General features: G+C 70.4%; 25 protein-coding genes. 10 read left to right on the forward strand and 15 right to left on the reverse strand.

The window, feature by feature from the left end; all coding sequences use genetic code 11:
- Window positions 1–52 precede the first annotated feature (52 nt).
- The 3 genes from AB4Y74_RS05470 to AB4Y74_RS05480 are packed head-to-tail and all read right to left on the reverse strand — an operon-like array spanning window position 53 to window position 1,676.
- The gene (locus tag AB4Y74_RS05470; protein ID WP_441798106.1) at window positions 53–319 is read right to left on the reverse strand and encodes a DUF6510 family protein; all 267 of its coding nucleotides are present in this window, start codon (window positions 317–319) and stop codon (window positions 53–55) included.
- Window positions 316–1,068 (reverse strand): FAD-binding oxidoreductase, encoded by a 753-nt coding sequence (locus AB4Y74_RS05475; protein WP_441800396.1) that lies wholly within the window; start codon window positions 1,066–1,068, stop codon window positions 316–318. Before AB4Y74_RS05475 ends, AB4Y74_RS05470 begins: the two co-directional genes overlap by 4 nt.
- Window positions 1,069–1,082: 14 nt before the next feature.
- Window positions 1,083–1,676 (reverse strand): sulfite oxidase-like oxidoreductase, encoded by a 594-nt coding sequence (locus tag AB4Y74_RS05480; RefSeq protein WP_441798107.1) that lies wholly within the window; start codon window positions 1,674–1,676, stop codon window positions 1,083–1,085.
- 46 nt (window positions 1,677–1,722) lie between these two features.
- On the opposite strand from AB4Y74_RS05480, the gene moaA reads away from it, so the two are divergent.
- Both moaA and AB4Y74_RS05490 read left to right on the forward strand, forming a co-directional pair.
- Entirely contained in the window at window positions 1,723–2,820 is a 1,098-nt protein-coding gene (gene moaA / locus AB4Y74_RS05485; protein WP_441798108.1) for a GTP 3',8-cyclase MoaA, read from the forward strand.
- Window positions 2,813–3,058, forward strand: a complete 246-nt coding sequence (locus tag AB4Y74_RS05490) for a MoaD/ThiS family protein (protein ID WP_441798109.1) — start codon at window positions 2,813–2,815, stop codon at window positions 3,056–3,058. Before moaA ends, AB4Y74_RS05490 begins: the two co-directional genes overlap by 8 nt.
- A gap of 85 nt (window positions 3,059–3,143) precedes the next feature.
- Here AB4Y74_RS05490 and AB4Y74_RS05495 read toward each other — a convergent pair whose 3' ends face one another.
- From AB4Y74_RS05495 to AB4Y74_RS05535, 9 genes are read right to left on the reverse strand one after another with little or no spacing between them, the layout of a single operon-like run.
- Window positions 3,144–4,187: a sulfate/molybdate ABC transporter ATP-binding protein gene (locus AB4Y74_RS05495; RefSeq protein ID WP_441798110.1), complete on the reverse strand. Its 1,044-nt coding sequence runs from the start codon at window positions 4,185–4,187 to the stop codon at window positions 3,144–3,146.
- A complete protein-coding gene (locus tag AB4Y74_RS05500; RefSeq protein WP_441798111.1) occupies window positions 4,184–4,963 on the reverse strand; it encodes an ABC transporter permease in 780 nt (259 codons plus the stop codon). The genes AB4Y74_RS05495 and AB4Y74_RS05500 overlap by 4 nt, the downstream gene beginning before the upstream one ends.
- A gap of 50 nt (window positions 4,964–5,013) precedes the next feature.
- Complete coding sequence (gene modA / locus AB4Y74_RS05505) at window positions 5,014–5,817, reverse strand: molybdate ABC transporter substrate-binding protein (RefSeq protein WP_441798112.1); 804 nt, start codon at window positions 5,815–5,817, stop codon at window positions 5,014–5,016.
- A complete protein-coding gene (locus AB4Y74_RS05510; RefSeq protein ID WP_441798113.1) occupies window positions 5,814–6,218 on the reverse strand; it encodes a TOBE domain-containing protein in 405 nt (134 codons plus the stop codon). The genes modA and AB4Y74_RS05510 overlap by 4 nt, the downstream gene beginning before the upstream one ends.
- A 39-nt stretch (window positions 6,219–6,257) precedes the next feature.
- On the reverse strand, window positions 6,258–6,671 hold the full coding sequence (locus tag AB4Y74_RS05515) for a molybdenum cofactor biosynthesis protein MoaE (protein ID WP_441798114.1): 414 nt from the start codon (window positions 6,669–6,671) through the stop codon (window positions 6,258–6,260).
- Window positions 6,668–7,657, reverse strand: coding sequence for a bifunctional molybdenum cofactor biosynthesis protein MoaC/MoaB (gene moaCB, locus AB4Y74_RS05520; RefSeq protein WP_441798115.1), 990 nt, complete (start codon window positions 7,655–7,657; stop codon window positions 6,668–6,670). Before moaCB ends, AB4Y74_RS05515 begins: the two co-directional genes overlap by 4 nt.
- Window positions 7,654–8,883, reverse strand: a complete 1,230-nt coding sequence (locus tag AB4Y74_RS05525; RefSeq protein WP_441798116.1) for a molybdopterin molybdotransferase MoeA — start codon at window positions 8,881–8,883, stop codon at window positions 7,654–7,656. Before AB4Y74_RS05525 ends, moaCB begins: the two co-directional genes overlap by 4 nt.
- Window positions 8,884–8,906: 23 nt before the next feature.
- Window positions 8,907–10,052 carry a ThiF family adenylyltransferase gene (locus tag AB4Y74_RS05530; protein WP_441798117.1) on the reverse strand — a complete coding sequence of 382 codons (1,146 nt, stop codon included), beginning with the start codon at window positions 10,050–10,052 and terminating at the stop codon, window positions 8,907–8,909.
- A gap of 30 nt (window positions 10,053–10,082) precedes the next feature.
- Window positions 10,083–11,609, reverse strand: coding sequence for a molybdopterin-dependent oxidoreductase (locus AB4Y74_RS05535; protein ID WP_441798118.1), 1,527 nt, complete (start codon window positions 11,607–11,609; stop codon window positions 10,083–10,085).
- A gap of 43 nt (window positions 11,610–11,652) precedes the next feature.
- Between AB4Y74_RS05535 and AB4Y74_RS05540 the strand changes: the two genes are divergently transcribed.
- The 3 genes from AB4Y74_RS05540 to AB4Y74_RS05550 all read left to right on the forward strand — a co-directional run bounded on the left by AB4Y74_RS05540 (window position 11,653) and on the right by AB4Y74_RS05550 (window position 15,940).
- Window positions 11,653–14,238 carry a DEAD/DEAH box helicase gene (locus tag AB4Y74_RS05540; RefSeq protein WP_441798119.1) on the forward strand — a complete coding sequence of 862 codons (2,586 nt, stop codon included), beginning with the start codon at window positions 11,653–11,655 and terminating at the stop codon, window positions 14,236–14,238.
- A gap of 158 nt (window positions 14,239–14,396) precedes the next feature.
- Complete coding sequence (locus AB4Y74_RS05545) at window positions 14,397–15,611, forward strand: anion permease (RefSeq protein ID WP_441798120.1); 1,215 nt, start codon at window positions 14,397–14,399, stop codon at window positions 15,609–15,611.
- Window positions 15,608–15,940 (forward strand): peptidase, encoded by a 333-nt coding sequence (locus tag AB4Y74_RS05550; RefSeq protein ID WP_441798121.1) that lies wholly within the window; start codon window positions 15,608–15,610, stop codon window positions 15,938–15,940. Before AB4Y74_RS05545 ends, AB4Y74_RS05550 begins: the two co-directional genes overlap by 4 nt.
- 80 nt (window positions 15,941–16,020) lie before the next feature.
- Here the strand turns inward: AB4Y74_RS05550 and AB4Y74_RS05555 are convergent, their stop codons facing one another.
- Window positions 16,021–17,298: a uracil-xanthine permease family protein gene (locus AB4Y74_RS05555; protein ID WP_441798122.1), complete on the reverse strand. Its 1,278-nt coding sequence runs from the start codon at window positions 17,296–17,298 to the stop codon at window positions 16,021–16,023.
- A gap of 208 nt (window positions 17,299–17,506) precedes the next feature.
- Here AB4Y74_RS05555 and AB4Y74_RS05560 point away from each other — a divergent pair, with 208 nt between their 5' ends.
- From AB4Y74_RS05560 to AB4Y74_RS05580, 5 genes are all read left to right on the forward strand, one after another.
- Window positions 17,507–18,862 (forward strand): NCS2 family permease, encoded by a 1,356-nt coding sequence (locus AB4Y74_RS05560; RefSeq protein ID WP_441798123.1) that lies wholly within the window; start codon window positions 17,507–17,509, stop codon window positions 18,860–18,862.
- A 165-nt stretch (window positions 18,863–19,027) separates the two neighbouring features.
- The gene (locus AB4Y74_RS05565) at window positions 19,028–19,336 is read left to right on the forward strand and encodes a hypothetical protein (RefSeq protein ID WP_441798124.1); all 309 of its coding nucleotides are present in this window, start codon (window positions 19,028–19,030) and stop codon (window positions 19,334–19,336) included.
- A gap of 28 nt (window positions 19,337–19,364) precedes the next feature.
- The gene (gene trmB / locus AB4Y74_RS05570) at window positions 19,365–20,048 is read left to right on the forward strand and encodes a tRNA (guanosine(46)-N7)-methyltransferase TrmB (RefSeq protein ID WP_441798125.1); all 684 of its coding nucleotides are present in this window, start codon (window positions 19,365–19,367) and stop codon (window positions 20,046–20,048) included.
- Window positions 20,049–20,152: 104 nt separating this feature from the next.
- Window positions 20,153–21,535: an aldehyde dehydrogenase family protein gene (locus AB4Y74_RS05575; RefSeq protein ID WP_441798126.1), complete on the forward strand. Its 1,383-nt coding sequence runs from the start codon at window positions 20,153–20,155 to the stop codon at window positions 21,533–21,535.
- A gap of 165 nt (window positions 21,536–21,700) precedes the next feature.
- Window positions 21,701–23,260: an aspartate ammonia-lyase gene (locus AB4Y74_RS05580; RefSeq protein ID WP_441800397.1), complete on the forward strand. Its 1,560-nt coding sequence runs from the start codon at window positions 21,701–21,703 to the stop codon at window positions 23,258–23,260.
- 172 nt (window positions 23,261–23,432) lie between these two features.
- On the opposite strand, the gene AB4Y74_RS05585 is transcribed toward AB4Y74_RS05580, so the two are convergent.
- Together AB4Y74_RS05585 and AB4Y74_RS05590 are read right to left on the reverse strand one after the other, a co-directional pair.
- Entirely contained in the window at window positions 23,433–23,717 is a 285-nt protein-coding gene (locus tag AB4Y74_RS05585) for a hypothetical protein (RefSeq protein ID WP_441798127.1), read from the reverse strand.
- A gap of 102 nt (window positions 23,718–23,819) precedes the next feature.
- On the reverse strand, window positions 23,820–24,032 hold the full coding sequence (locus AB4Y74_RS05590) for a hypothetical protein (RefSeq protein ID WP_441798128.1): 213 nt from the start codon (window positions 24,030–24,032) through the stop codon (window positions 23,820–23,822).
- Window positions 24,033–24,090: the final 58 nt, after the last annotated feature.

The raw sequence follows: 24,090 nt of genomic DNA on the forward strand, positions 1-24,090 counted from the left end.
GACGACACACCGCGCATCGCCGGATTAACCGAGGAAGCGATGGATGCGCGGGCTACTCGACCGCGAACTCCAGCCAGGCCAGGCCGCGCAGGTCGAGGCAGAGGCGGCCGGCGCGCTCGGCGGCCACGGCGAGGACGTCGCCGCAGACCGAGCAGCGCATCACGAGGCCGTGCTGGTCGACGTAGACGCGGCCGTGCGCGACGACGGACTGGTCGCCGCAGTTCGCGCAGCAGCCGACCGCCGTGGTCACGTCGACCGCGAAGACTTCCGACAGCAGTCCGGCGGCCGCGTTGCCGTCGAGGTAGTTCTGGTCCGTCATGGCGTGCCTCCGATGCCGCCGTAGCGTTCGGTGCGGACGCGCGCCGGGTCGTGGCCCGCTTCGACGAGCCAGCCGGAGACCGCCTCGACGAATGGCGTCGAACCGCAGATGTAGAAGGTGGGGGAGTCGGAGGCCGGCAGCACCCGCTGCATGAGGGCCGCGGCGGTCAGGCGTCCGGGTTTCGTCTCCGAGCCCGCCGGCGCCTGCCGTGTGTAGATGTAGTCCAGCTGGAGAGGCGCGGCGGCATCGTCGGTGAGCGCGGTCAGCTCGTCGGCGTAGTAGCCGGCGAACGGTGTACGCAGCGAGTACAGCATCCGGAACGGGGCCATGCTGCGGGATGCGGAATGTGCCCGCGCCATCGACATGAGCGGCACGACCCCCGAACCGCCGGCGATCAGCTGCACCGGGGTGGAGTCGCCGTCGCGCCAGACGAACCAGCCGCCGACCGGTCCGCGCACCTCCAGCTGGTCGCCGTTCTGCAGGCCGCGCACCAGGTACGGGGAGACCTCGCCGTCGGCGAGTTCCTCGACCGTCAGCTCCAGTTCGTCGTCGGGCAGCTCATGCGGCTCGAGTGCGCCCCGTCCGCCGCCGGACGCGATCGAGTACGAGCGGACGGCTTGGTAGCCGTCCGGGGCCGTCAACCGGATGTCGACGTGCTGCCCCGCGAGGTGGCCGTGCAGGCCGGGGATGCGCAACCGGATGGTGCGGGCCGTGGGGGTCTCCATGCGCGTACCGACCACGTCGGCCACTCGCCATACGGTGCTCACCAGTAGCGCTGTTCCTTCCACGGGTCGCCGTACATGTTGTAGCCGTTCTGCTCCCAGAAGCCCGGCTGGTCCTGCGGGAGCATCTGCAGTCCGTTGACCCACTTGGCGCTCTTCCAGAAGTACAGGTGGGGCACCAGCAGCCGGGCGGGGCCGCCATGCTCGGGCTCCAGGTCTTTACCGTCGAAGCTGTGCGCGACCCACGCCTTGCCGTCCAGCAGGTCGGCAAGCGGAACGTTGGTGGTGTAGCCGCCGTAGCTGTGCGCCATCGTGTACTCGAAGGAGGTGTCGACATCCTTGAACAGGGTGTCGAGCGCGACGCCACGCCAGGAGGTGCCGAGCTTCGACCAGCTGGTGACGCAGTGGATGTCGGTGCCGACGTCCTCCTGCGGGAGTGCCAGGAACTCGTCCCAGCTCCAGCGGTGCACGTCGCCCTTCTCGGTCGTGATGGTGAACGCCCAGTCGTCTTTGGCGATGCGGGGCGTCGGACCGGCGGAAAGCACCGGGAAACCTTCGGTCAGGTACTGACCGGGTGGGAGGCGGGGGTCGTCGGTCCGCCGACGGCCGAGGAAACCGGACGAGATGATACCCATGGGGGAAGCATATGGTCTGGCGTCCCGGCCGGTCTATGGTGAAGGGGTGACAGCCGTCAATCTGGGACTCCCGTTGCGCGCGGCTCTGCCGCAGGCGCCCGGCTCGACCGCGCCGCCCAGCATGGAGGGGCGGCCGGAGCACTCGGGTCTCCTCGACCGGTTCGGCCGCGTGGCGCGCGACCTGCGCGTGTCGGTCACCGAGAAGTGCTCACTGCGTTGCACGTATTGCATGCCAGCAGAGGGGCTGCCCGCCATCCCGCGCGACGACCTGTTGTCGGCGCGCGAGATCGCCCGGCTGGTCGCGATCGGCGTGCGCGACCTGGGCGTGCGCGAGGTGCGGTTCACGGGCGGCGAGCCCCTGATGCGCGCAGACCTGGCGGAGATCATCGGGCTCTCCGCGGCCGCGGCGCCCGGTATCGACCTGTCGATCACCACGAACGGCATCGGCCTCGACCACCGCATCCACGCGCTCGTGGAGGCCGGGCTCACCCGTGTGAACGTGTCGCTCGACACGGTCGACCGCGAGCACTTCGCCCGCCTGACCCGTCGCGACCGGCTCCCCGCGGTGCTGGCCGGCATCCGGGCCGCCCACGAGGCCGGGATGACGCCGCTCAAGCTGAACGCGGTGATGATGCGCGACACTCTCGCCGATGCGCCCGACCTGCTGGCCTGGGCCCTGGAGAACGGCTGCCGCCTGCGGTTCATCGAGCAGATGCCGCTCGACGCCGACCGGTCCTGGATGCGCGAGAACATGGTCCCGGCCGAAGAACTGCTGGCCGTCCTGGGCGAGCGCTTCACCCTGGTGGAGGCCGGCCGCGACGACCCGCACGCGCCCGCCGAGGAGTGGCGCGTGGAGGGATGGACGGTGAACGGCGCCCCTGCGACGGTCGGCATCATCGCGTCCGTGACCCGGTCGTTCTGTGCGGCCTGCGACCGGACGCGCGTCACCGCGGAGGGCACCGTGCGGTCGTGCCTGTTCGGCGACGACGAGACCGACCTGCGCGGGCTGCTGCGCGGCGGGGCCGACGACACCGAGATCGCGCACTGGTGGCGGGCGGCGATGTGGGGCAAGCAGTCCGGACACGGGATGGACGCGGCCGGGTTCGCCCCGCCGGTGCGGAGCATGGGAGCGATCGGTGGCTGAGGTACTGGTGCGGTACTTCGCGGCGGCGGAGGAGGCAGCAGGCCGCACCGAAGAGCGCGTCGAGGTGGCTGAGGCCACCGTCGGCAGTCTGCAGGCCGAGCTCGTCGCGCGCTACGGGGAGCCGATGGAGCGCGTGGTCCGCTCGGGATCGTTCCTGGTCGGCGGCATCGTGTCGCGCGATCCGTCGCGCGAGCTGTCCGGGACCGTTGACGTGCTCCCGCCGTTCGCCGGCGGCTGACCCGGCCGAGTCGTGAGTAGACGTCGGAACGTCGCGCGAGTGGTGAGTTGATGTCGCGACTCGCGGGGTGGGCGCGCGGCGCAGGTCAGGCGGGGTAGACGGCGACGGCGTCGGGCGGCACGTCCAGGAGGACGGAGTCGCCCAGGCGCAGACGGAGGTCGGCCACGATGGTGGGGGGCACCAAAGCGTCGAGGCGGTCCGTCCGGACACGCACGAGGTCCGCCTGCGGTTCCAGCGCCCTGACGGTTGCCGTGACGAGTGTCGCGGAGAGGGTGGAGACCGCGGACGCCGGGAGCAGCCGGACCGCGGACGGGCGCACAGCGGCCCGCGCGGGTTCGCCGACGCGGACCGGGGCGACAGCGTCGCCGAGCACGTGCATCCCCTCGGCTGTCTGCAGCCCGTCGGCCGTGCGGACGCCGATCAGCAGCGTCAGCCCCGACAGCTCGGCAGTGAAGGGATGCGCCGGTCGTTCGAGCACCTGGCGTGTCGGGCCCTCCTCGACCACCCGGCCGTCGTGCATGACCGCGACGCGGTCGGCGAGGAGGTACGCGTCCAAGGCGTCGTGCGTGACCAGCACGGTGGTGCGGGCGGCGAGCACGTCGGCGAGCATGCCGCGGATCTCCGCCGCGACCGCCACATCGAGGGCGGACAGCGGCTCGTCGAGCAGGAGCAGGCCGGGCTCCGCCGCGAGGGCCCGGGCGATCGCCACGCGCTGCGCCTGCCCGCCCGACAGCTCGGCGGGTCGGCGGTCGGCGAACCCGCTCGTCCCGGTGCGCCGCATCCACTCGTCCGCCCGCCGGCCGGCCTCCTCCGGGGTCGCGCCGGTCGCGCGTGGGCCGAAGGCGACGTTGCTGCGCACGCTCAAGTGCGGGAACAGGAGGGCGTCCTGCGCCAGAAGGGCCACCCCACGGCGGTGCGGGGGCGTCCACGCTCCCGGCAGGTCGAACAGAACGTCGTCACCCAGGGTCGCCCGACCGCGGTCCGGGCGCACGAGCCCGGCGAGCATCCCGAGCACCGTGGACTTGCCGGCGCCGTTCGGGCCGAGCAGCGCGAGCGTCTCGCCGTCGGCGACCGACAGCTCGACGGACACGTCGCGCGCGTCCTGCGCGGCGGCGATCCGCAGGCTCACGCCGACGTTCCTGCGGCGGACCGGTTCCGCGCCCGCCATGGCTGCACGCGCTCGCCCGCGCCGTGCGCGACCGCGACGACCGCGACCGCGACCGCGATGAGCACCAACGACAGCGCCACTGCGGCGTCCGGGTCGGCCTCACGCTGGAGGTAGATCTCGAGGGGGAGAGTGCGCGTCACGCCCTGCAAGCTGCCCGCGAACGTCAGCGTCGCGCCGAACTCACCCAGGGCGCGGGCGAAGGACAGGATGGCTCCCGACACGACGGCGGGCAGCACCAACGGCAGGGTCACCCGGAACAGCACGACGGACGGTCGCGCCCCGAGGGTCGCCGCCACGGCCTCGTAACGTTCGCCCGCCGAGCGGAGGGCACCCTCCAGGCTGAGCACCAGGAATGGGAGCGCCACGAAGGTCTGCGCGATCACGACAGCCGGCGTCGAGAACGCGACGTCGAGCGCGCCGCCCAGCAGCCCGCGGCGGCCGTACAGCGCGAGCAGTGCGAGCCCGCCGACGACCGGCGGCAGCACCAACGGCAGCAGCACGATCGCGCGCACCATCCGCTGCCCGGCGAATGGCACCCGGGCGAGGACGATCGCCATGGGCACGCCGAGCACGAGGCATCCCGCCGTCGCCAGCAGCGAGGTGCGCAGGCTGAGGAGCAGCGCATCCACCGACGAAGGCGACGTGATCAGCGGGATGAATTCGGCCCAGTCGACACGGAGGGCCATGGCGACCAGCGGCGACAGGACGAACAGCGCCCCGACCGCCGCGATGGCCACGATCCAGCGGGGGACGCCTAAGCGCGGTGCGCTTCGATACGGCGCTGGACTCACGGCGCGCCGAATCCGGCGGCGGCGAGGGCCTTCCGTCCCTCCGGGCCGGTGACGAAGGCGACGAATGCAGCGGCCCCCTCCGGGTTCGGGGCGTCACTCACCCGCGCGATGGGATACACGTTGACGGTCGTAGCGGCTTCCGGGAACGGCACGGACTCCACCTTCGAGCCTGCGCCCCTCACATCCGTCCGGTAGACGATGCCTGCGTCCGCCTCGCCCGAGCTGACCTTGCCGAGCACGTCGGTGACCGACGACTCCTGGCTCACGGGCGTGAGGGTGACGCCGGTGGATTTCTCGACCGTGGCCGTGGCCGCTCCGCAGGGGACCTGCGGCGCGCAGATCACCGTTTTGACCGACGGGGAGGCGAGATCGGCGAAGCTCTTCACGTGCGCCGGGTTGCCCGGCGGGACCGCGATCGCCAGGACGTTCGTGGCGAAATCCGCTGGGGACCCGTCGATGACCTTCGCATTCTCCGCTTTGGTCATGTTGGCCTGGTCGGCCGAGGCGAAGACGTCGGCGGGAGCGCCGGCCGACAGTTGCGAGACGAGGTCGGAGGACCCGGCGAACGAGAACGCGACGTGGGCGCCGGGATGGGCCGCCTCGAATTCGGTGCCGAGCTCGGTGAACGTCTTCGTCAGGGAGGCGGCTGCGAAAACCGTCACGGTTCCGGTCACCCCCGTCGTCGGCGTGCTGCTGGCGACCGCCGTGGTGCCGGAAGGCGTCGTCGAGCTGCACCCGGTGAAAGCGACAGCGGCGATCGCGACCGCGGTCGCCGCGGTGAGGAGCGACCGCGCCCTCATCGGCTGACCGCCGGTGCCTCGACCATGACGTTCGTCGCCTTGATGACCGCCACCGCGACCGACCCGAGTTCCAGCCCGAGCTCGCGGACCGCCTCACTGCTGATCAGCGACACCACCCGGTGCGGGCCGCACTGCAGCTCGACCTGCGCCATCACGCGGTCTACGACGATGTCGGTCACCAGCCCGACGAAACGGTTGCGCGCCGAGCCGGGCAGCCCCGACGGATCGGCGGGGAGGACCGCGTTCTCCTTGGCGAGGCGCGCGAGTTCGAGTCCGTCCACGACCGTGCGTCCGGCGGCGTCGTGATCGCTTGTGAGCACGCCGCCGTCGATCCAGCGGCGGACGGTGTCGTCACTCACCCCGAGGTACAGTGCGGCGTCCTTGATCCGTATGTGCGGCATGTTTCACATCGTAGGGCCGCGGATGCGGATCAAGAAGGGCTACAGGCCAACCCATTCCGACGCGCCGTCGGTGAAATGCTGCCGCTTCCAGATCGGCACGCGCGCTTTGATGATCTCGACGAGCTCGGCGCAAGCGGCGAAGGCCTCCGCGCGGTGCGGTGCGGCGACCGCCGCGATGAGGGCGAGGTCCCCGATGGTGAGCGAGCCGACGCGGTGCTGGGCGGCGACCCGCAGACCGGTCGTGCGTGCCACCTCCTCGCAGCACTGGCGGAGGAAGGTCTCCGCCTCGGGATGCGCTCGATAGTCGAGCGAGACGACCGTCCTGCCGCCGTCGTGGTCGCGCACGATCCCCTGAAAGGACACGACTGCGCCCGCCTCGGCGCGCCACACGAACTCGTCGACGGTGGACGGCTCCAGGGGATCGCCGGTCACCATTGCCAGGATGTCGCTCATCCGTGGTCGCCTCCGCCCAGCTGGTCGAGGAGGTGCGGGAGCAGGCCGTCCAGCACTTCGAGTCCGTCGACGACGCCGCCGCGGGAGCCGGGCAGGTTGACCACCAGGGTCGAGCCCGCGGTGCCGACCAGGCCACGGCTCAGCGCCGCGAGCGGGGTGGCCGCAGCGCCCCGCGCACGCAGCGCCTCCGCGACGCCGGGCAGCTCGCGGTCGAGCACGGCGGCCGTCGCCTCCGGGGTGCGGTCGGTGGGGGAGACGCCGGTGCCGCCCGTCGTGATGAGCACGCGCGGACGCGCGGCGACGGCCGCGCGGAGGGCCGCATCCACGTCGGCATCGGCGACCACGTGCACGTCGGCAGGAAGGCGGCGCTCGGCCAGCCAGTCCGCGATGACCGGACCGGTGGCGTCCTCGTAGACGCCGGTGGCGGCCCGCGTGGATGCCACGACCACGATGGCGGCGGGGGTGTCCGTTGCGGTGGCGGTGGGGTCAGCCTCGGAGGCCGCGGCCGCCGCGTCCCGTCTCCACTCGCCCCGCTTCCCGCCGCTCTTGGCGACCAGGCGCACGTCCGTCAGACTCGCCGCCGGGTCGACAGCTTTCACCATGTCGTGCAGGGTGAGACCGGCAACCGCGACGGCCGTCAGCGCCTCCATCTCCACGCCGGTGCGGCCGTGGGTGCGGGCGACGACCTCGATCTCGATCGCGCCGGCCTCCGCATCCAGTTCGAAGTCGACGCGGACGCTGTTCAGCGGCAGCGGGTGGCACAGCGGGATCAGCTCGCTGGTGCGCTTCGCCCCGCCGATCCCGGCGATGCGCGCGGTGGCGAGAACGTCGGCCTTCGGCAGGTCGTCCGCGGCGACGAGCCGCACGACCTCCGGGGTGGTAACGAACCGTCCGCGGGCGACGGCCTCGCGGTCGGTCTCGGGCTTGCCGCCGACGTCGACCATGCGCGCGCGCCCGTCGGCGTCGAGGTGGGTGAGCTGGGTCATAGCGTCCAGACTGTCACGGCGGATCCGGTCTCGAGGGACTCCGCCTCCGCGGGAACGTCGATCAGCACGTCGGCGCGGGCCATCGCGGCGACCAGGTGGGAGGAGGGTCCGGAGACCGGGGCGACGCCGCCGGCGCCGTCGAGCAGTCCGCGCAGGAACTGCCGACGGCCGCGGACGGACCGGAGCGGCTCCGTCAGGGTGACCTCCTGCGGCCGCAGCTCGGGCAGGCCGGCCGCGGCGCGTAGCGGTCCGCGCAGGAAGACGACGAACGAGACCTGGGTGCTCACCGGATTGCCGGGGAACGCGAACACCGGCACGCCGCCGACGACCGCGGTGGCCTGCGGCCCGCCGGGTTGCATCGCGACGGTGGCCACGTCCGCGCCGCGGGGCAGCAGGACCTCGCGGACCACCTCGTACGCGCCCTTCGAGATGCCGCCGGACGTGATCACCAGGTCGCTGCGGTGCAGGGCGTCGTCGAGGATGCGCGCGAACGCCTCCGGATCGTCGTCGCTGCTGGCGCGCACCGACACGGTGGCCCCGGCCTCCTCGACGAGGGACGCGAGCGCGATTCCGTTGGCGTCGTAGACCTGTCCGAACCCGGGCTTGCCACTGGAGATGAGCTCCGTGCCGCTGGTGAGGATGCCGACGCGCAGTCGTGCGCGCACGTTCACGGTCTCGACACCCGACGCCGCGAGGGCCGCGAGGTGCCGCGGGGCCAGCCGTGTCCCGGCCGGGAGGAGCACGTCGCCCCGGCGGACGTCGCTTCCACGCTCACGCACGTACTCGCCGCGCTCACGGGGGCGGCGGATCTCGACGATCGCGCCGGCGAGGTCGTCGTCGCGGCCCAGCACCAGCTCGGTGTCCTCGACGGGAACGATCGCATCGGCTCCGGTCGGCACGGGAGCGCCGGTCATGATCCGCAGGGCCGTCCCGGGGATGAGCGACACCGGACTCGTGTGTCCTGCGGGGATGTCGCCGCTCACCTCCAGAGCGATCGGCACGGTGCGGATGTCCGCTGCGCGCACCGCGTAGCCGTCCATCTGCGCGTTGCGGAACAGGGGAAGGTCCACCTCCGACCGCACCTCGGCGGCGGTGACCCGGCCGAGTGCCCGGTCGAGCGGCACGGACTCGGTGGACGGTTGCTCGGAGAGCGGTTCGAGCATCCGTGCGATGATCCCGGCGTGGTCCTCGACGCTGCGTGGTTGCGCGGATGGGTCGCGTGTCATGCGTTCAGTATCCCGCGCCGCGATCAGTACCGCGCGATCGCAGGATCGACGTCGCGGGCCCAGGCGTCGATCCCGCCGGCGAGCACCACGCCCGGCAGCCCGGCCTCCGCCAGCAGCTTCCGGGCGGTCTCCGCTCGGATCCCGTGGTGGCAGACGATGACGAGCGGGTCCGCGGGGAGCCGCGCCGCCACCCCGGCCGGATCGGTCTGGACGACGCCGAGTGGCACCAGCAGCGAGCCCGGAAGCTCCACGATGTCCGCCTCCCACGGCTCGCGGACGTCGAGCAGGGTGTGCGGCTCGCCCGCGACCAGCCGGGCGTGCAGCTCGGCGGCCGACATGGTGTCCGTCACTCCGCAGAACAGGTCGTAGTCGATCAGCTCGGTCACCGGCGTCGCCTCCGGGTCGCGCTCGTAGCCGAGCTCCCGGAACGATCCCCGCAGTGCGTCGTGGACGATCACCCGGCCGAGGAGCGGCTCGCCCGTCCCCGTGACCAGCTTCAGCGCCTCGCCGACCATCAGACCGCCGATGACGCCGCACACCGACGGCAGCGCGCCGGCCTCGGCGCAGCTCGCGACGCTCCCCGGAGCGGGCGGGACCGGGAACAGGTCGCGGTAGGTCGGCCCCTTCGCCGCCCAGCTCAGCCCGACCTGGCCGCCGGTCTGGTGCACGGCGCCCCAGACGACGGGGATGCCGGCGACCGGGAGGCCCGCCAGTCTCGCCGCGTCGTCGACCAGGTAGCGGGTCGGGAAGTTGTCGCTGCCGTCGAGCACGAGGTCGAATCCAGAGAGGATGCGCTCGGCGTTCTGCGCCGTGAGCCGCTCGGCGAACAGTCGCAGCTCGATCTCGTCGTCCAGTTCCCGCACGGAATCGGCGGCCGACTCCACCTTCGGCCGGCCCACGTCGGACGGCGTGTGGATGTTCTGCCGCGGCAGGTTGCTCGCCTCCACCCGGTCGTCGTCGACGATGCCGATCGTGCCGAATCCGGCCGAGGCGAGCAGCGGGAGGACCGCGGAACCGAGCCCGCCGGCGCCCACTACGAGCACGCGGGCGGCGCGCACCCGGCGCTGCGCGACGGGACCGAAGCCCGGCAGCTGCGTCGTGCGGGCGTAGCGTGCGGCGCGTGCGGGGGAGAGATCGGGGCCGGGTTCGACCAGCGGCGGGAGGGCCATATCCTCAGCCAACCACACGGTGCGCCACCGTCACACCACGGTGACCTGTACGGTGTGCAGCCCGGTCGCGCCGTCGGGCACAACGTCCCGCTCGACGGACGTCTGCACGAGACCCTTCGCGTCGGTCGCGCGGACCCGAAGAGTGTGCGCCCCCGGCGTCGCGTCCCATGCGAATCGCCACTGCCGCCACGTGTCGGCGGAGATCGCGTCGGCGAGGGTCGCTTCCTGCCAGGGACCGCCGTCCACACGGACGTGCACGGCACTCACCCCGACGTGCTGCGACCAGGCGACGCCGGCGACCGCGACCGTTCCGGCCTTCACCTGACGCCCGGCGGCGGGCACGTCGATGCGCGAGGAGAGTTTGACCGGGCCGCGCTCCGACCAGCCGCGGTCGGTCCAGTAGGAGGTGTGCTGATCGAAGCGCGTGACCTCCAGCGAGACGACCCACTTGGTGGCCGAGACGTACCCGTACAAGCCGGGGACGACCATCCGCACCGGGTAGCCGTGCTCGAGCGGCAGCGGCTGGCCGTTCATTCCGACCGCGAGGATGGCGTTGCGCTTGTCGGTCAGGGCGGTGATCGGCGTACTCGCCGTCCAGCCGTCCTGACTTTTCGAGAGCACCATGTCGGCGTCGGCGGACGGCTTGGCCTTCGCCAGGAGGTGCCGGATGGGGTAGCCCAGCCACGTCGCGTTTCCGATCAGGTCGCCGCCGACCTCGTTCGAGACGCAGGTGAGGGTGGTCGTCGACTCCTCCAGGGGCAGCGCCAGCAGCTCGGCGAAGGTGACCTCGACCTCGTTCTCGACCATCCCGGTGATCCGCAGTCGCCAGTCGTGCGGCTCGATTCCCGGGATCTGCAAGGCGGTGTCGATGCGGTAGAAGTCGGCGTTCGGTGTGACGATCGGCGACAGGCCCGGGATGTCGAACGATGCGCCCGCAGGGATGGCCGGTGCGGTCTTCGCGGGTGCGGGCAGCCGGATCGCCGCACGCGTCGCCGTCGCCGCACGGAACCCGCCCGCGATGACCTGACCGAGAATGAGGGTGATCGCGCCGCCCGCCGCGGTGGCCGCTGTCGCGCCGACGAAGCGGCGCCGGCTCACACGCCCCTGCGGGGCGACGCGGCTCGGCTCGGTGTCGCGCAGCATCCCGATCAGCCAGCCGAGCAGCAGGATCGCGATGACGGCCGCGACAGCCGACGGGAGGGCGTCCACGATGCTGTTCCCCGAGCGAGTGAGCGCGGCCAGCACGCCGACGGCCCCGCCGACACCGATCAGGATGCGACCGAGCGGTGGGCGCATGCGCTCCAGCCATCCCGCCACTCCGGCGCCGACGAGCACGACCACCGCGAGCGAGACGATCAGGAACGCCTTGTCGCCGGTTCCGAACAGCGCGATCACGCCCTCTTTGAGCCACGGAGGCGCCAGGTCGATGAGCAGGGAGCCGACCGTCAGGACCGGGCTGCCGTTCTGGACGACGAATGCGCTGACCAACTCGGCGACACCCACCCCCGCGAGCACGCTCGCGACGCCTGCGCCTGCCGGTCGCCAGAAGTCAGCCATGTCGCAAACCTATGACCGTCGGCTGTGAAAGGGTGGGGGCACCATGTCGGACACCTCCATCTCCCCCTCCCGCCTGCGCGTGGAGGACATCCCCGGCTGGGCCGGCCCCGGTTCAGTGTCGGAGGATGCCGTCTACGACACGTTCGTCGCCTGGGTCGAACGGGGTGGCATCCAGCTGTATCCGGCCCAGGACGAGTCGGTGATCGAGGTGGTCGGCGGCGCCAACCTCATCCTGAGCACACCCACAGGGACAGGCAAGTCGCTGGTCGCCGTCGGCGCACACTTCGCAGCCCTGGCCCGCGGCGAACGCACGTACTACACGGCGCCGATCAAGGCGCTGGTGTCCGAGAAGTTCTTCTCGTTGGTCGACATCTTCGGCGCTGAGAACGTCGGGATGACGACCGGCGACTCGGCGGTCAACGCCGACGCCCCGATCATGTGCGCGACGGCGGAGATCCTGGCCAACCTCGCTCTGCGGCACGGGGACGAGACCCCGGTCGGGCAGGTCGTCATGGACGAGTTCCACTTCTACGCCGACCCCGACCGCGGCTGGGCCTGGCAGGTGCCGCTGCTCACCCTCCCGCACACGCAATTCGTGCTGATGTCGGCGACCCTCGGTGACGTCACATCGCTCGCCGACGACCTGGAGCGCCGCACCGGACGTCCGACCGCGACCGTCACCGGCGTCGAGCGGCCGGTCCCGCTGCACTACTACTACGAGCTCACCCCGGTCCACGAGACCATCGAGGACCTGCTCAGCACCGGGCAGTCCCCGATCTATGTCGTGCACTTCTCACAGTTGGCGGCCCTCGAACGGGCGCAATCCCTCTCCAGCGCCAAGATCGCCAGCCGGGAGCAGCGCGACGCCATCGCCGACCTGATCGGCGAATTCCGCTTCACCACCAGCTTCGGCAAGACGCTGTCGCGCCTGCTGCGGCAGGGCATCGGCGTGCACCACGCGGGGATGCTGCCCAAGTACCGCCGCCTCGTCGAGCAGTTGGCGCAGCGCGGGATGCTGCGTGTCATCTGCGGGACGGACACCCTCGGCGTCGGGATCAACGTCCCCATCCGGACCGTGCTGCTCACCGCGCTGACGAAGTTCGACGGCACGCGGATGCGGCAGCTCAACGCACGCGAGTTCCACCAGATCGCCGGACGTGCCGGCCGCGCCGGCTACGACACCGCCGGCACCGTCGTCGCGCAGGCGCCCGAGCATGAATCCGAGAACCTGAAGGCGATCGAGAAGGCGGGCGACGACCCGAAGAAGCGCCGCAAGATCGTGCGGAAAAAGGCGCCGGAGGGCTTCGTCTCCTGGGGCGAGCCCTCGTTCCGCAAACTGATCGAGGCGGAGCCGGAGACGCTCACCTCGTCGATGCAGATCACCAGCGCCATGCTCATCAACGTCATCGGCCGCGGCGGGGATGTGTTCGGCCACGTCCGCGCGCTCGTCTTCGACAACCACGAGCCGTGGAAGCGCCAGCTCGCCCTCGCGCGGCGCGCGATCGAGCTGTACCGGTCGCTCCTGACCGCCGGCGTGGTCGAGGCCGTGCGAACCGGCGACGAGGTGGAGGTCCGCCTCACCGTCGATCTGCAGCCCAACTTCGCGCTCAACCAGCCGTTGTCGCCCTTCGCGCTCGCCGCCTTCGAGCTGTTCGACGTGGAGTCGCCGGTCTACGCCCTGGACATCGTCTCCGTCGTCGAGGCGACGCTCGACGATCCGCGGCCGGTGCTCTCCTCCCAGCAATATCAGGCCCGCGGCGAGGCCGTCGCCGCCATGAAGGCCGACGGCATCGAGTACGAGGAGAGGATGGATGCGCTCGAGGAGGTCACGCATCCCAAGCCCCACGACCTGCTCCTGCACGAGGCGTTCGCGACGTACGCGAGCAGCCAGCCGTGGGTCGCCGACTTCGAGCTGCGCCCCAAGTCGGTGGTGCGCGACCTCTACGAGCGGGCGATGACCTTCGGCGAGTTCATCGCGTTCTACAAGCTGGCCCGCTCGGAGGGCGTCGTGCTGCGCTACCTCTCCGACGCCTACCGCGCACTCAATCAGACCGTTCCGCTCGAACTGCGCACGGAGGACCTGCGTGACATCATCGAGTGGCTCGGCGAGCTCGTCCGCCAGGTCGACTCCAGCCTCCTCGACGAGTGGGAGGAGTTGGTGCACCCGGATGCGGCACGGCACGCGGCCGAGAGCGCGGAGCTCGCGCCGCCCGCGCCGCGCAACGTCACCACGAACCGTCGCGCGTTCTTCGTGCTCGTGCGCAACGAACTGTTCCGCCGCATCCAGCTCGCCGCTCTCGACCGGGTGCCTGAGCTCGGCGTGCTCGAGGCGGAGGCCGCGGTGCTCGCCGGCGGCCTGCCTCCGTTCACGGAGACGCAATGGGACGAGGCACTGGAGGGGTACTACGCGGAGCACGACGAGATCCTCACCGACGCGTCAGCACGTTCGGCCGCAATGATTCTCGTCGACGAGAAACCGGACGGCCGCGACGACGTCTGGCGCGTGCGCCAGATCATCGCCGACCCGGCAGGCGACAACGACTGGGGGATCGCCGCGGACGTCCTCCTCGCTGAATCCGCGCGCGAAGGCGTCGCCGTCGTGCGCGTCACCTCCGTCGGCCGACTCTGAGGATCGTGCCCGCGAGTTTGACCGGGCGGGGGCGCCGTGTGAGTATCGTCACGGCGTCCTAACAGCGCCAGGTCCCTTGCGTGAACTCCCGATGAAGTGTGAGGTCGGGAGGGGCGCATCCGACGACACGAGCCAGCGCTCATTCAAGAAGGGGAACGGTGGACCTCACCCTCATCGTCGTGCTGGTCATTCTGCTGGCGCTCTTCTTCGACTTCACCAACGGCTTCCACGACACGGCCAACGCGATGGCGACTCCGATCGCCACCGGTGCCATGCGACCCAAAGTGGCCGTGGCGCTCGCCGCCGTACTCAACCTGATCGGGGCGTTCCTCTCCACCGAGGTCGCCAAGACGATCTCGGGCGGCATCATCCGCGAGGGGGAGGGCGGCGTACAGATCACGCCGGTGCTCATCTTCGCGGGTCTGGTCGGTGCCATCGTCTGGAATATGGTGACGTGGCTGTACGGCCTGCCGTCGTCCTCCAGTCACGCGCTGTTCGGCGGACTCATCGGTGCGGCCATCGTCGGCACCGGCATCCAATCGGTCGACTTCGTCGTGGTGCTCGACAAGGTCATCCTGCCGGCGATCATCGCCCCGTTCACGGCCGGCCTCGTCGCCTGGAGCGCGACCAAGCTGGCCTACTGGATCACCCGCCGCTACGACGGCCGGCCGGATGGGCGCGGCGGGTTCCGTTACGGGCAGATCTTCTCGTCATCGCTCGTCGCGCTGTCGCACGGCACCAACGACGCGCAGAAGACGATGGGCATCATCACGCTGACCCTCATCTCCGCCGGCCTTCAGCCGCTCGGCTCCGGGCCGGAGATCTGGGTCGTCATCGCGTGTGCCCTGGCGATCGCGATCGGGACGTACTCCGGCGGCTGGCGCATCATCCGTACCCTCGGACGCGGCCTCACGGAGATCAAGCCGGCGCAGGGCTTCGCGGCGGAGACGAGCACGGCGGCCACGATCCTCGCCTCCAGCCACCTCGGTTTCGCTCTCTCGACGACGCAGGTCGCTTCCGGCTCGGTCATCGGCTCCGGTCTCGGGCGTCGCGGTTCGTCGGTCCGTTGGGGCACCGCCGGCCGGATCGGCATCGGCTGGCTGCTCACGCTCCCGTCCGCCGCGATCGTCGGGGGCGGTGCCGCGCTGCTCGCGGACATCGGACCGATCGGCGTCGTCATCGACCTCGTCGTCGGGGCCACCGTGGTGACCTACATCTTCTGGCGCGCCCGTCGCAATCGGGTCACGAGCGAGAACGCGGTCAGGCCCGTGCCGCTGCAAGGCAAGAGCGAGGTCGCAGCGTCCGGGAAGGCCGTACGGATCAAGAAGGTCAAGCCGCTGAAGCGCGACCGGCCCCGGAAGGAGTCCGCATGATCGACTGGGCAGCGTTCGTGCTCGTCTTCGCCGCATCCCTCATCGGCGCGTGCTTCGTCGTGGTGTTCTACGCGCTCGGGACGCGTCTGCTCGCTGCGGCCGGACGCGCCCTCTTCGTCGAGCCGGTCGAGTTCACCGACGCGATCACGGTCATCACCCCCGAGCGGGCCGCCAAGATGCAGCGCAAGGCGGAGAAGGCACAGCGCAAGAACCCCCTGACGAGCGGTCAGAAGCGGCTGGCGCTGGCCGGCGCCTACGCCTGCTTCACCCTGTGCGCCCTGGCCGTTGTGTACGGCCTGTACCTGATCATCCCGTTCTTCCACCAGTAAAAGCGGCTCCGGCCGATGTGGGTGACGCAACACGCCGTTGCGCCGATGCGGCGGACGGCGTGTTGCGTCACACAGCAGCCTCAGTCCGTCCCGCGGGCGCGGCCGATCGCGTTCATGACGTGGTAGACGACGATCGCCGCGATGGCGCCGAGGGCGATGCCGTTGAAGGTCAGCTGGCCGAGGTTGAGTGTGAAGTCGCCGATGCCGATGATCAGCGCGGTCGCCGCGGTGAACTGGTTTTTCGGCTTCGAGAAGTCGACCTTGTTGTCGAGCCAGATCTTCACGCCGATGATGCCGATGAGGCCGTAGAGCGCGGTCGTCACGCCACCGAGCACACCGGCCGGGATGGTGTTGATCACCGCGCCGACCTTGGGGGAGAGACCGAGCAGGATGGCGACCAGGCCGGCCACCCAGTACGCGGCCGTCGAGTAGACGCGGGTCGCCGCCATGACGCCGATGTTCTCGCCGTACGTCGTCGTACCCGAGCCGCCGAAGAAGCCGGCGATCGTGGTGGCGACACCGTCGGCGAGCAGCGCGCGGCCGGTGAGGCGATTCACCGACGGGTCCGTGAGCTGGGCGACGCCACGGATGTGGCCGACGTTCTCGGCGATCAGCACGAGCACGACGGGGAGGAACGCCGGCAGGATGCCCCAGGTCGACGCGGGCGAGGTGAACGGGTTCGCCGGCAGGGTGAACTGCGGGAAGCCGATCCATGCGGCTTTCGCGACCGCGCTGAAGTCGACCTGGCCGACGGCGACGGCGAAGACGTACCCGACGGCGACGCCGAGGAAGATGGACAGCCGCCCCAGCATCCCGCGGAACAGCACGGTGCACAGGATGACCGCGGCCAGGGTGACGAGCGCCGTGACGGGCGCCTTGGCGAAGTTCGCGCCGGCGGCCGGCGCCAGGTTGAAGCCGATCAGCGCCACGATCGCTCCGGCGACCACGGGAGGCATCAGGCCGTCGATCCAGCGCGTGCCCGTGCCGATGACGATGAGTCCGACGATCGCCAGCAGGATGCCGGTGACCAGGATGCCGAACAGGGCCGACGGCATCCCGTGCGCCTTGGTCGCCGCGACGATCGGGACGATGAACGCGAACGACGAGCCGAGGTAGCTCGGCAGCCGGTTGCCCGTGATGACGAGGAACAGAAGGGTGCCGACACCAGAGAAGAGCAGGGTCGTCGCCGGCGGGAAGCCGGTCAGCAGCGGTACCAGGAAGGTCGCCCCGAACATCGCGACCACGTGCTGCGCGCCCAGCCCGATGGTGCGCGACCAGGTGAGGCGCTCACCGGGCAGCACGATCTCCTGCGCGCCAACCTTCTTGCCGTCGCCGTGCAGCGTCCAGGGGAGTGCCATACGTGTCCTTCACCGGTCTCGAGTCGGAATAGGCTGGTACTGCGCATTCGCGCATTACCCGACGCACCTGAATGCCCGCCGGGCCACCGCCCACAAGATCCTACGGGAGTCCACCATTTCCGCTTCGACCAGCGCGCCCACCACCGTCACGGGGCGCCTCGACCGATTCTTCGAGATCACCGCCCGCGGTACCACCTGGGGCACCGAGGTGCGCGGCGGCGTCCTGACGTTCGTCACCATGGCGTACATCGTCATCCTGAACCCGCTCATCCTGGGTGGGACGAAAGATGTGCTCGGCCACACGCTCGGGACCACGCAGGTCGCCGCGGTGACCGCGCTGAGTGCCGGCGTGATGACGCTGCTCTTCGGCCTGGTCGCGCGACTGCCGTTCGCGTTCGCCGCAGGTCTCGGCATCAACTCGTTCCTCGCCGTGAACGTGGTCAAGATCCTGACCTGGCAGGAGGCCATGGGCCTCGTCGTCATCAACGGAATCATCATCGTGCTGCTGTCGGCGACCGGCTTGCGGAAACTGATCTTCAACGCCGTCCCCGCACCGCTGAAGACCGCGATCACCGTCGGCATCGGCCTCTTCATCGCGTTCATCGGCTTCGTCGACAGCGGGTTCGTCCGGACCACCACGCTGTCGTCGCCGCCCGTGCAGCTGGGTGAGGCCGGCTCCATCGCCACACTGCCGACGATCACGTTCCTGATCGCGCTCATCGTCATGGGCGTGCTGATGGCACGCAAGGTGAAGGGCGCACTGCTGATCGGCATCGTCGTCGCCACCGTCATCGCGATCATCGCGGAGGCGATCTGGCACGTCGGCCCGTCGCTGGGCAAGAACGCGGCCGGCTGGAACCTCACCGTTCCGCAGCTACCCACCTCCCTCGTCTCGCTGCCGGATCTCAGCCTCGTCGGCCAGGTCGATCTGTTCGGCGCCTTCGGCCGCATCGGCGCGCTGGCCGCGACGATGCTGATCTTCACGCTCGTGTTCACCAACTTCTTCGACGCCATGGGCTCGATGACGGGACTGGCACGGAGTGCGGACCTCGCGAACGAGGACGGGACGTTCCCGCGTCTGCAGTCGGCTCTGATCGTCGAGGGTGTCGGCGCGATCGTCGGCGGTGGCACGTCCGCATCCTCCAACACGGTCTTCGTCGAGTCCGCCTCCGGCATCGGCGAGGGGGCGAAGACCGGCTTCGCCAGCGTCGTCACCGGAGTGCTGTTCCTGCTGGCGATGTTCTTCACGCCGCTCACGCAGGTCGTCCCGCTGGAGGTGGCCGCGGCCGCCCTGGTCATCGTCGGTGCGCTGATGGTGGTGCAGATCCGCCACATCGACTTCAGCGAGTTCTCGGTGGTGCTGCCCGTGTTCCTGACGATCATCGTCATGCCGCTGACCTACTCGATCGCCAACGGAATCGGCGTCGGCTTCATCAGCTGGGTGCTCATCCGCTCGCTCGCGGGCAAGGGGCGCGAGATCAGCCCGCTGCTCTGGATCGTCGCGGCGGGCTTCCTGGTCTACTTCGCGCGCGGCCCGATCGAGGGTCTGCTGGGGCAGGTCTGACGTCCGTCGCTCACGATTTGCGCCAAATCGCGGTAATAGCGCCGTCATAATCGCGATTTGGCGCAAATCCTTGAGGTGCGGGGAGCGTGGGCGGCGGTCTGCCTCAGGGTCGAGTCGGGGGTTACCCGGATACCGTGTTCGGGCCGGGATGGCTTGACTGGATCTATGACCACCACCGACCCGTATCGCACCGCCACCGACCCGTACCAGACCGACGTTCCCGTCCGGACGCTCAGCGTCACCAGCTTCGCGCTGGGGCTCGCCTCCCTCGTGTTCGGCTGGACGTTCATCGCTCCCGTTGCCGGCCTCGTGCTCGGCATCATGGCGCTCAAGCGCGAGCCGCAGGGGCGGATCTTCGCCCTCTGGGGCATCGTCCTCAACGCCGTGATGCTGGCGGGCATCCTGCTCGTGGGGATGCTGACCCTTGTGGGCATCGGGATCGGCTTCGCCGCCCTTCCCTTCGCCTGGAGCTGAGACAGCCGGGAATTGAGACAATGGGGGGATGGAACCATCCCCCCTTGTCCGCCCGCGCAGTTATGTCGTCCGCGGACGCAAGACCGAAGCGCAGTCGCGCGCCATCGAGGAGCTGTGGCCCGCGTTCGGCGTCGAGTTCGACGGCGCGCCGCTCGACCTCGACGTTGCGTTCGGCCGCTCGGCCCCGCGCGTGGTCGAGATCGGCTTCGGCAACGGCGAGAACCTGCTGACGCTCGCCGAGCGCCATCCCGACCGTGACTTCCTCGGCATCGAGGTGCACGGGGCCGGCGTCGGTCGGGTGCTGGCCGGGATGCGGGAGCGGGGGCTCAGCAACATCCGGATCGTGCGCCACGATGCCGTCGAGGTCTTCGAGCACGGACTCGCGGCGGGCTCCGTCGATGAGATCCTCGTCTTCTTCCCCGACCCGTGGCCGAAGGCGCGGCACCACCGCCGTCGTCTCATCCAGCCGGATGTGGTCCGGATCCTGATGGGCGCGCTCACCCCGGAGGGCGTCCTGCGGCTGGCCACCGACTGGGAGCCGTACGCCGAGCACATGATCGACGTGCTGGATGCTGAGCCCGGCCTCGTCAACCTCGCGGGCGACCAGCGCTTCGTGCCGCGGCCGGACGACCGTCCCGTCACCAAGTTCGAACGCCGCGGGGAGCGTCTCGGCCACGCCATCTTCGACCTCGCCTACCGCCCGGCGGGCTGACCCCGACCGAAGTGCACGTTGTGGCTGCTATTCCGCCGGGATAACAGCCACAACGTGCACCTCGACGGTGGGGAACGGGCCGTGCGCATCCCTAGGATGGGCGCATGACGCATGCGCGCACGGTCGAGGAGCTCCGGTCGGTCTTCGAGCGGGGGGCCACCAAGCCGCTCGCCTGGCGCCTGGGCCAGTTGCGGGCTCTGCGCCGCATGCTCACCGAGCACGCCGCCGACTTCGAGGACGCCCTGCTGGCGGACCTCGCCAAGAACCCGACCGAGTCGCAGATCGCGGAGATCGGCTTCGTCATCGGCGAGATCGACCACACGGTGAAGCACCTGCGTCGCTGGCTGCGGCCGCGTCGCGTCTCGGTGCCCGGCGCGCTGCTGCCCGCGCGCGCCTCCACGATGCTGGAGCCCGTCGGGCTGGTCCTCGTGATCGCGCCCTGGAACTACCCGGTGCAGCTGCTGCTGGCACCGCTCGTCGGGGCACTCGCGGCCGGGAACGCGGTCATGCTGAAGCCGAGCGAGCTCGCGCCTGCGACGTCCGCGGCGATGGCCCGGCTCATCCCGCAGTACCTCGACACCCGGGCCGTCGCGGTCGTCGAGGGTGGGGTCGAGGACACGACCGACCTGCTCGCCCAGCGCTGGGATCACATCTTTTTCACCGGCAACGGGCGTGTCGGCCGGATCGTCGCGGCGGCCGCGGCCGAGCACCTCACCCCGGTGACCCTGGAGCTGGGAGGGAAGTCGCCCGTATACGTCGACCGGACAGTGGACGTCGCAGCCGCCGCGCGACGGATCGCCTGGGGCAAGTTCATGAACGCCGGGCAGACCTGCGTCGCACCGGACTACGTGCTCGCCGACCGCGATGTCGCGCCGCGCCTGGCTTCGGCGCTCCGGGATGCCGTGCGCGACCTCTACGGAGACGACCCGTCCCAGAGCCCCGACTACGGGCGCATCGTCAACGATCGGCAGTTCGACCGGCTGGCCGGGATGCTGGGCTCCGGCACCGCGATGGTCGGCGGAGACCACGATGCGGCGACCCGGTACCTGGCGCCGACCGTCCTCACGGACGTGGCGCCGGACGCCCCCGTCATGGCGGAGGAGATCTTCGGGCCGATCCTGCCCATCCTCCCGGTGGACGGCCTCGACGATGCGATCCGCTTCATCAGGGCGGGCGACAAGCCGCTCGCCCTGTACGTGTTCACCTCCAGCGCCCGGGTGCGCCGCCGCATCCTCACCGAGACCAGTTCCGGCGCGGTCGGCTTCGGCGTCCCCGCTGCGCACCTCGCGGTGGCCGGTCTGCCGTTCGGCGGGGTGGGGGAGAGCGGCGCCGGCGCTTATCACGGCGAGCGGTCGCTGCGGACGTTCAGCCACGAGAAGGCGGTGCTGAGCAAGCCGCTGAGCCCGGACACGCTCCAGCTGATCTACCCGCCGTACACGGAGGCCAAGGACCGCTTCGCACGTGGTCTGCTGCGCAAGCTGGGTTGATCGACACGCTGTCGAAGAGGCTGCTCTCCGCGGTACAGCACGTCCATCGGCCGGCGAGGGTGCGGGGGTAGGCTCGGCACTGCCGGAGGCCACGAACGTCCGGCGCGAACGCATGCCAACGCACAACGAGAGGCAACGGTGCCAACCGTGAACCCGACAGCAACCATGGGCGAATCGAAGACGTCCCCCATCCCGATCGTCGCACACGCCGACGTCGTCGACGCGTCCGAGAACGTGTCCGACGTCCCCGCCGCGAGCACGGACGGACGACCGACCCGGACGGAGACCGACTCCCTCGGCAGCCGTGAGATTCCGGCCGAGGCCTACTGGGGCGTCCACACCTCGCGGGCCCTCGAGAACTTCCCCATCGCGAAGCGGCCCATCTCGGTCTACCCGGACCTCATCGTCGCGCTGGCCAGCGTGAAGCAGGCCGCTGCGCGCGCGAACCTGGAGATCGGGGTACTGGAGCCGCGCAAGGCCGAGCTCATCGACCGGGCATGCCAGCTCATCATCGACGGCCGCTTCCACGACCAGTTCGTCGTCGGCGTCATGCAGGGCGGCGCGGGCACCTCGACGAACATGAACGCCAACGAGGTCATCGCCAACATCGCGCTGGAGCTCGACGGCCACCCCAAGGGCGACTACGCCGACATCCACCCGATCGACGACGTCAACCGCAGCCAGAGCACGAACGACACGTACCCCACCGCCATCAAGATCGGGCTCACCTTCGCGCTGGGGCACCTCCTGGACGAACTCGCGCTGCTCCGCGACTCTTTCGCGCGCAAGGGCAAGGAGTTCCGCAACATCCTGAAGGTGGGCCGCACCCAGCTGCAGGATGCGGTGCCTATGACGCTCGGGCAGGAGTTCCACGGCTTCGCGACCACCCTCACCGAGGACCACGCGCGGCTCACCGAGACGAAGTGGCTGCTCGCCGAGATCAACCTCGGCGCGACCGCGATCGGCACCGGGATCACGGCAGACCCGGGCTACGCGGCGGCAGCCGTCCGGCATCTCAACGCGATCACCGGGCTCAACCTGGAAAGCGCTCCCGACCTCATCGAGTCGACGAGCGACGCCGGTGCCTTCATGTCGTTCTCCGGTTCGCTCAAGCGCAGCGCCATCAAGCTGTCCAAGATCTGCAACGACCTCCGTCTGCTCTCCTCGGGTCCGCAGGCCGGACTCGGCGAGATCAACCTGCCGGCCCGCCAGGCCGGCTCCAGCATCATGCCCGGCAAGGTCAACCCGGTCATCCCGGAGGTCGTCAACCAGGTCGCGTACTCGGTGGCCGGTGCGGATGTGACGGTCACCATGGCGGCGGAGGGCGGTCAGCTGCAGCTCAACGCCTTCGAGCCGGTCATCGCGCACTCCCTGCTCCAGAGCATCACCTGGATGGCGCAGGCGTTCCACACGCTGCGTGTCAACTGCGTCGACGGGATCACCGCCAACGAGGAGCGCCTCGGCGCCATGGTCGGCTCCTCCGTCGGCGTGATCACGGCGCTCACCCCGCACATCGGTTACGCCGCCGCTGCGGCGCTCGCGAAGTCCGCGCTGCTCACCGGCCACAACGTCGCCGACCTGGTCGTCGAGGCGAAGCTGATGAGCCGCGAGGAGGTCACCCGCTTGCTGTCGCCGGCGCGCCTCAGCGGTCTCGAGGTCATCACCACGGCCATCCCGGTGATCGAAGCGGACGCGATCGCGGAGGCTCGGCAGGAGTCCGAGTAGGGTTCGCCCTGCCCAAAGATGGGTCTAGGCAGACGGCCTCGATGTCGTCAGGCTGAGCGCGAGCCCGAACAGAGGTCGTCGTGCGGACACGACGGCAAGGGTGCCGGTGTCGTGAGTACCTCGCTGCACCAGGCGCCGGCACCCGTTGTTCGGGCTCGCCGGCCACACCCTGTCAGCCCGGGAGGTGCGGCCCGTGCTCGTCCGGCTCCGCATCCGGCAGCTCGTCGGTGCTCCGCGGGACCGTCGCGACATACATGTACACGGCCTCGGGTGGCCGGTCGCGCGTGTGGGACAGCGCGAACACGTCGGCGACGGCTGCTCCACCGAGCGACCCGGGCACGCGAATGCGCTCCGGCGGCGTCGCCGTGAGGGAGGGGACGGTGAGGACGCTCTCGGTGCCATCGTCGGCGACGAGTACACAGCGGAGCATCGACGCACCAGATCCGTGGAACGTCATGCAGTGCACTCTAGGCCCGGGGATCGGCGTGGTCGATCCCCCATCGGAGGGAGATCGGCTCCGCCACCCGGATGCCGCGATCCGACGGCCGAGGGTGGCCGGTCACTGGAACGGCGCCCAGACCTCCAGGTCGTATTCCAGCTCGATGCCGGAGTAGAGACGGACGCGCCAGCAATGGCTGTCACCGCCGACGTATTGACCGCGCGCCGTCTCGGCGGACCAGTCGCCGTCTCCGGTGCGCTGCCAGCGGATCATCCCCACGTGCTCGCGCAATCGTGGCGCGTGTGGCGGGTGGATGGCGTCGTCTTCAGACATCTCTACATCCCTGACCCCCTCGCTGCCCCAACATGATCGGTCGGCCGTGAAGGAAGTG

Origin of the sequence: Leifsonia sp. RAF41 (genome assembly GCF_052114085.1) — a bacterium.
Taxonomy (GTDB): domain Bacteria; phylum Actinomycetota; class Actinomycetes; order Actinomycetales; family Microbacteriaceae; genus Leifsonia.

Excerpts from the sequence above, each read along its gene's own strand:
- AB4Y74_RS05470 (WP_441798106.1), bottom strand. The coding sequence starts at position 319 with ATGACGGACCAGAACTACCTCGACGGCAACGCGGCCGCCGGACTGCTG.
- AB4Y74_RS05480 (WP_441798107.1), bottom strand. The coding sequence starts at position 1,676 with ATGGGTATCATCTCGTCCGGTTTCCTCGGCCGTCGGCGGACCGACGAC.
- modA (WP_441798112.1), bottom strand. The coding sequence starts at position 5,817 with ATGAGGGCGCGGTCGCTCCTCACCGCGGCGACCGCGGTCGCGATCGCC.
- AB4Y74_RS05510 (WP_441798113.1), bottom strand. The coding sequence starts at position 6,218 with ATGCCGCACATACGGATCAAGGACGCCGCACTGTACCTCGGGGTGAGT.
- AB4Y74_RS05515 (WP_441798114.1), bottom strand. The coding sequence starts at position 6,671 with ATGAGCGACATCCTGGCAATGGTGACCGGCGATCCCCTGGAGCCGTCC.
- moaCB (WP_441798115.1), bottom strand. The coding sequence starts at position 7,657 with ATGACCCAGCTCACCCACCTCGACGCCGACGGGCGCGCGCGCATGGTC.
- AB4Y74_RS05525 (WP_441798116.1), bottom strand. The coding sequence starts at position 8,883 with ATGACACGCGACCCATCCGCGCAACCACGCAGCGTCGAGGACCACGCC.
- AB4Y74_RS05530 (WP_441798117.1), bottom strand. The coding sequence starts at position 10,052 with ATGGCCCTCCCGCCGCTGGTCGAACCCGGCCCCGATCTCTCCCCCGCA.
- AB4Y74_RS05535 (WP_441798118.1), bottom strand. The coding sequence starts at position 11,609 with ATGGCTGACTTCTGGCGACCGGCAGGCGCAGGCGTCGCGAGCGTGCTC.
- AB4Y74_RS05540 (WP_441798119.1), top strand. The coding sequence starts at position 11,653 with ATGTCGGACACCTCCATCTCCCCCTCCCGCCTGCGCGTGGAGGACATC.
- AB4Y74_RS05550 (WP_441798121.1), top strand. The coding sequence starts at position 15,608 with ATGATCGACTGGGCAGCGTTCGTGCTCGTCTTCGCCGCATCCCTCATC.
- AB4Y74_RS05555 (WP_441798122.1), bottom strand. The coding sequence starts at position 17,298 with ATGGCACTCCCCTGGACGCTGCACGGCGACGGCAAGAAGGTTGGCGCG.
- AB4Y74_RS05565 (WP_441798124.1), top strand. The coding sequence starts at position 19,028 with ATGACCACCACCGACCCGTATCGCACCGCCACCGACCCGTACCAGACC.
- trmB (WP_441798125.1), top strand. The coding sequence starts at position 19,365 with ATGGAACCATCCCCCCTTGTCCGCCCGCGCAGTTATGTCGTCCGCGGA.
- AB4Y74_RS05575 (WP_441798126.1), top strand. The coding sequence starts at position 20,153 with ATGACGCATGCGCGCACGGTCGAGGAGCTCCGGTCGGTCTTCGAGCGG.
- AB4Y74_RS05580 (WP_441800397.1), top strand. The coding sequence starts at position 21,701 with ATGGGCGAATCGAAGACGTCCCCCATCCCGATCGTCGCACACGCCGAC.
- AB4Y74_RS05585 (WP_441798127.1), bottom strand. The coding sequence starts at position 23,717 with ATGACGTTCCACGGATCTGGTGCGTCGATGCTCCGCTGTGTACTCGTC.
- AB4Y74_RS05590 (WP_441798128.1), bottom strand. The coding sequence starts at position 24,032 with ATGTCTGAAGACGACGCCATCCACCCGCCACACGCGCCACGATTGCGC.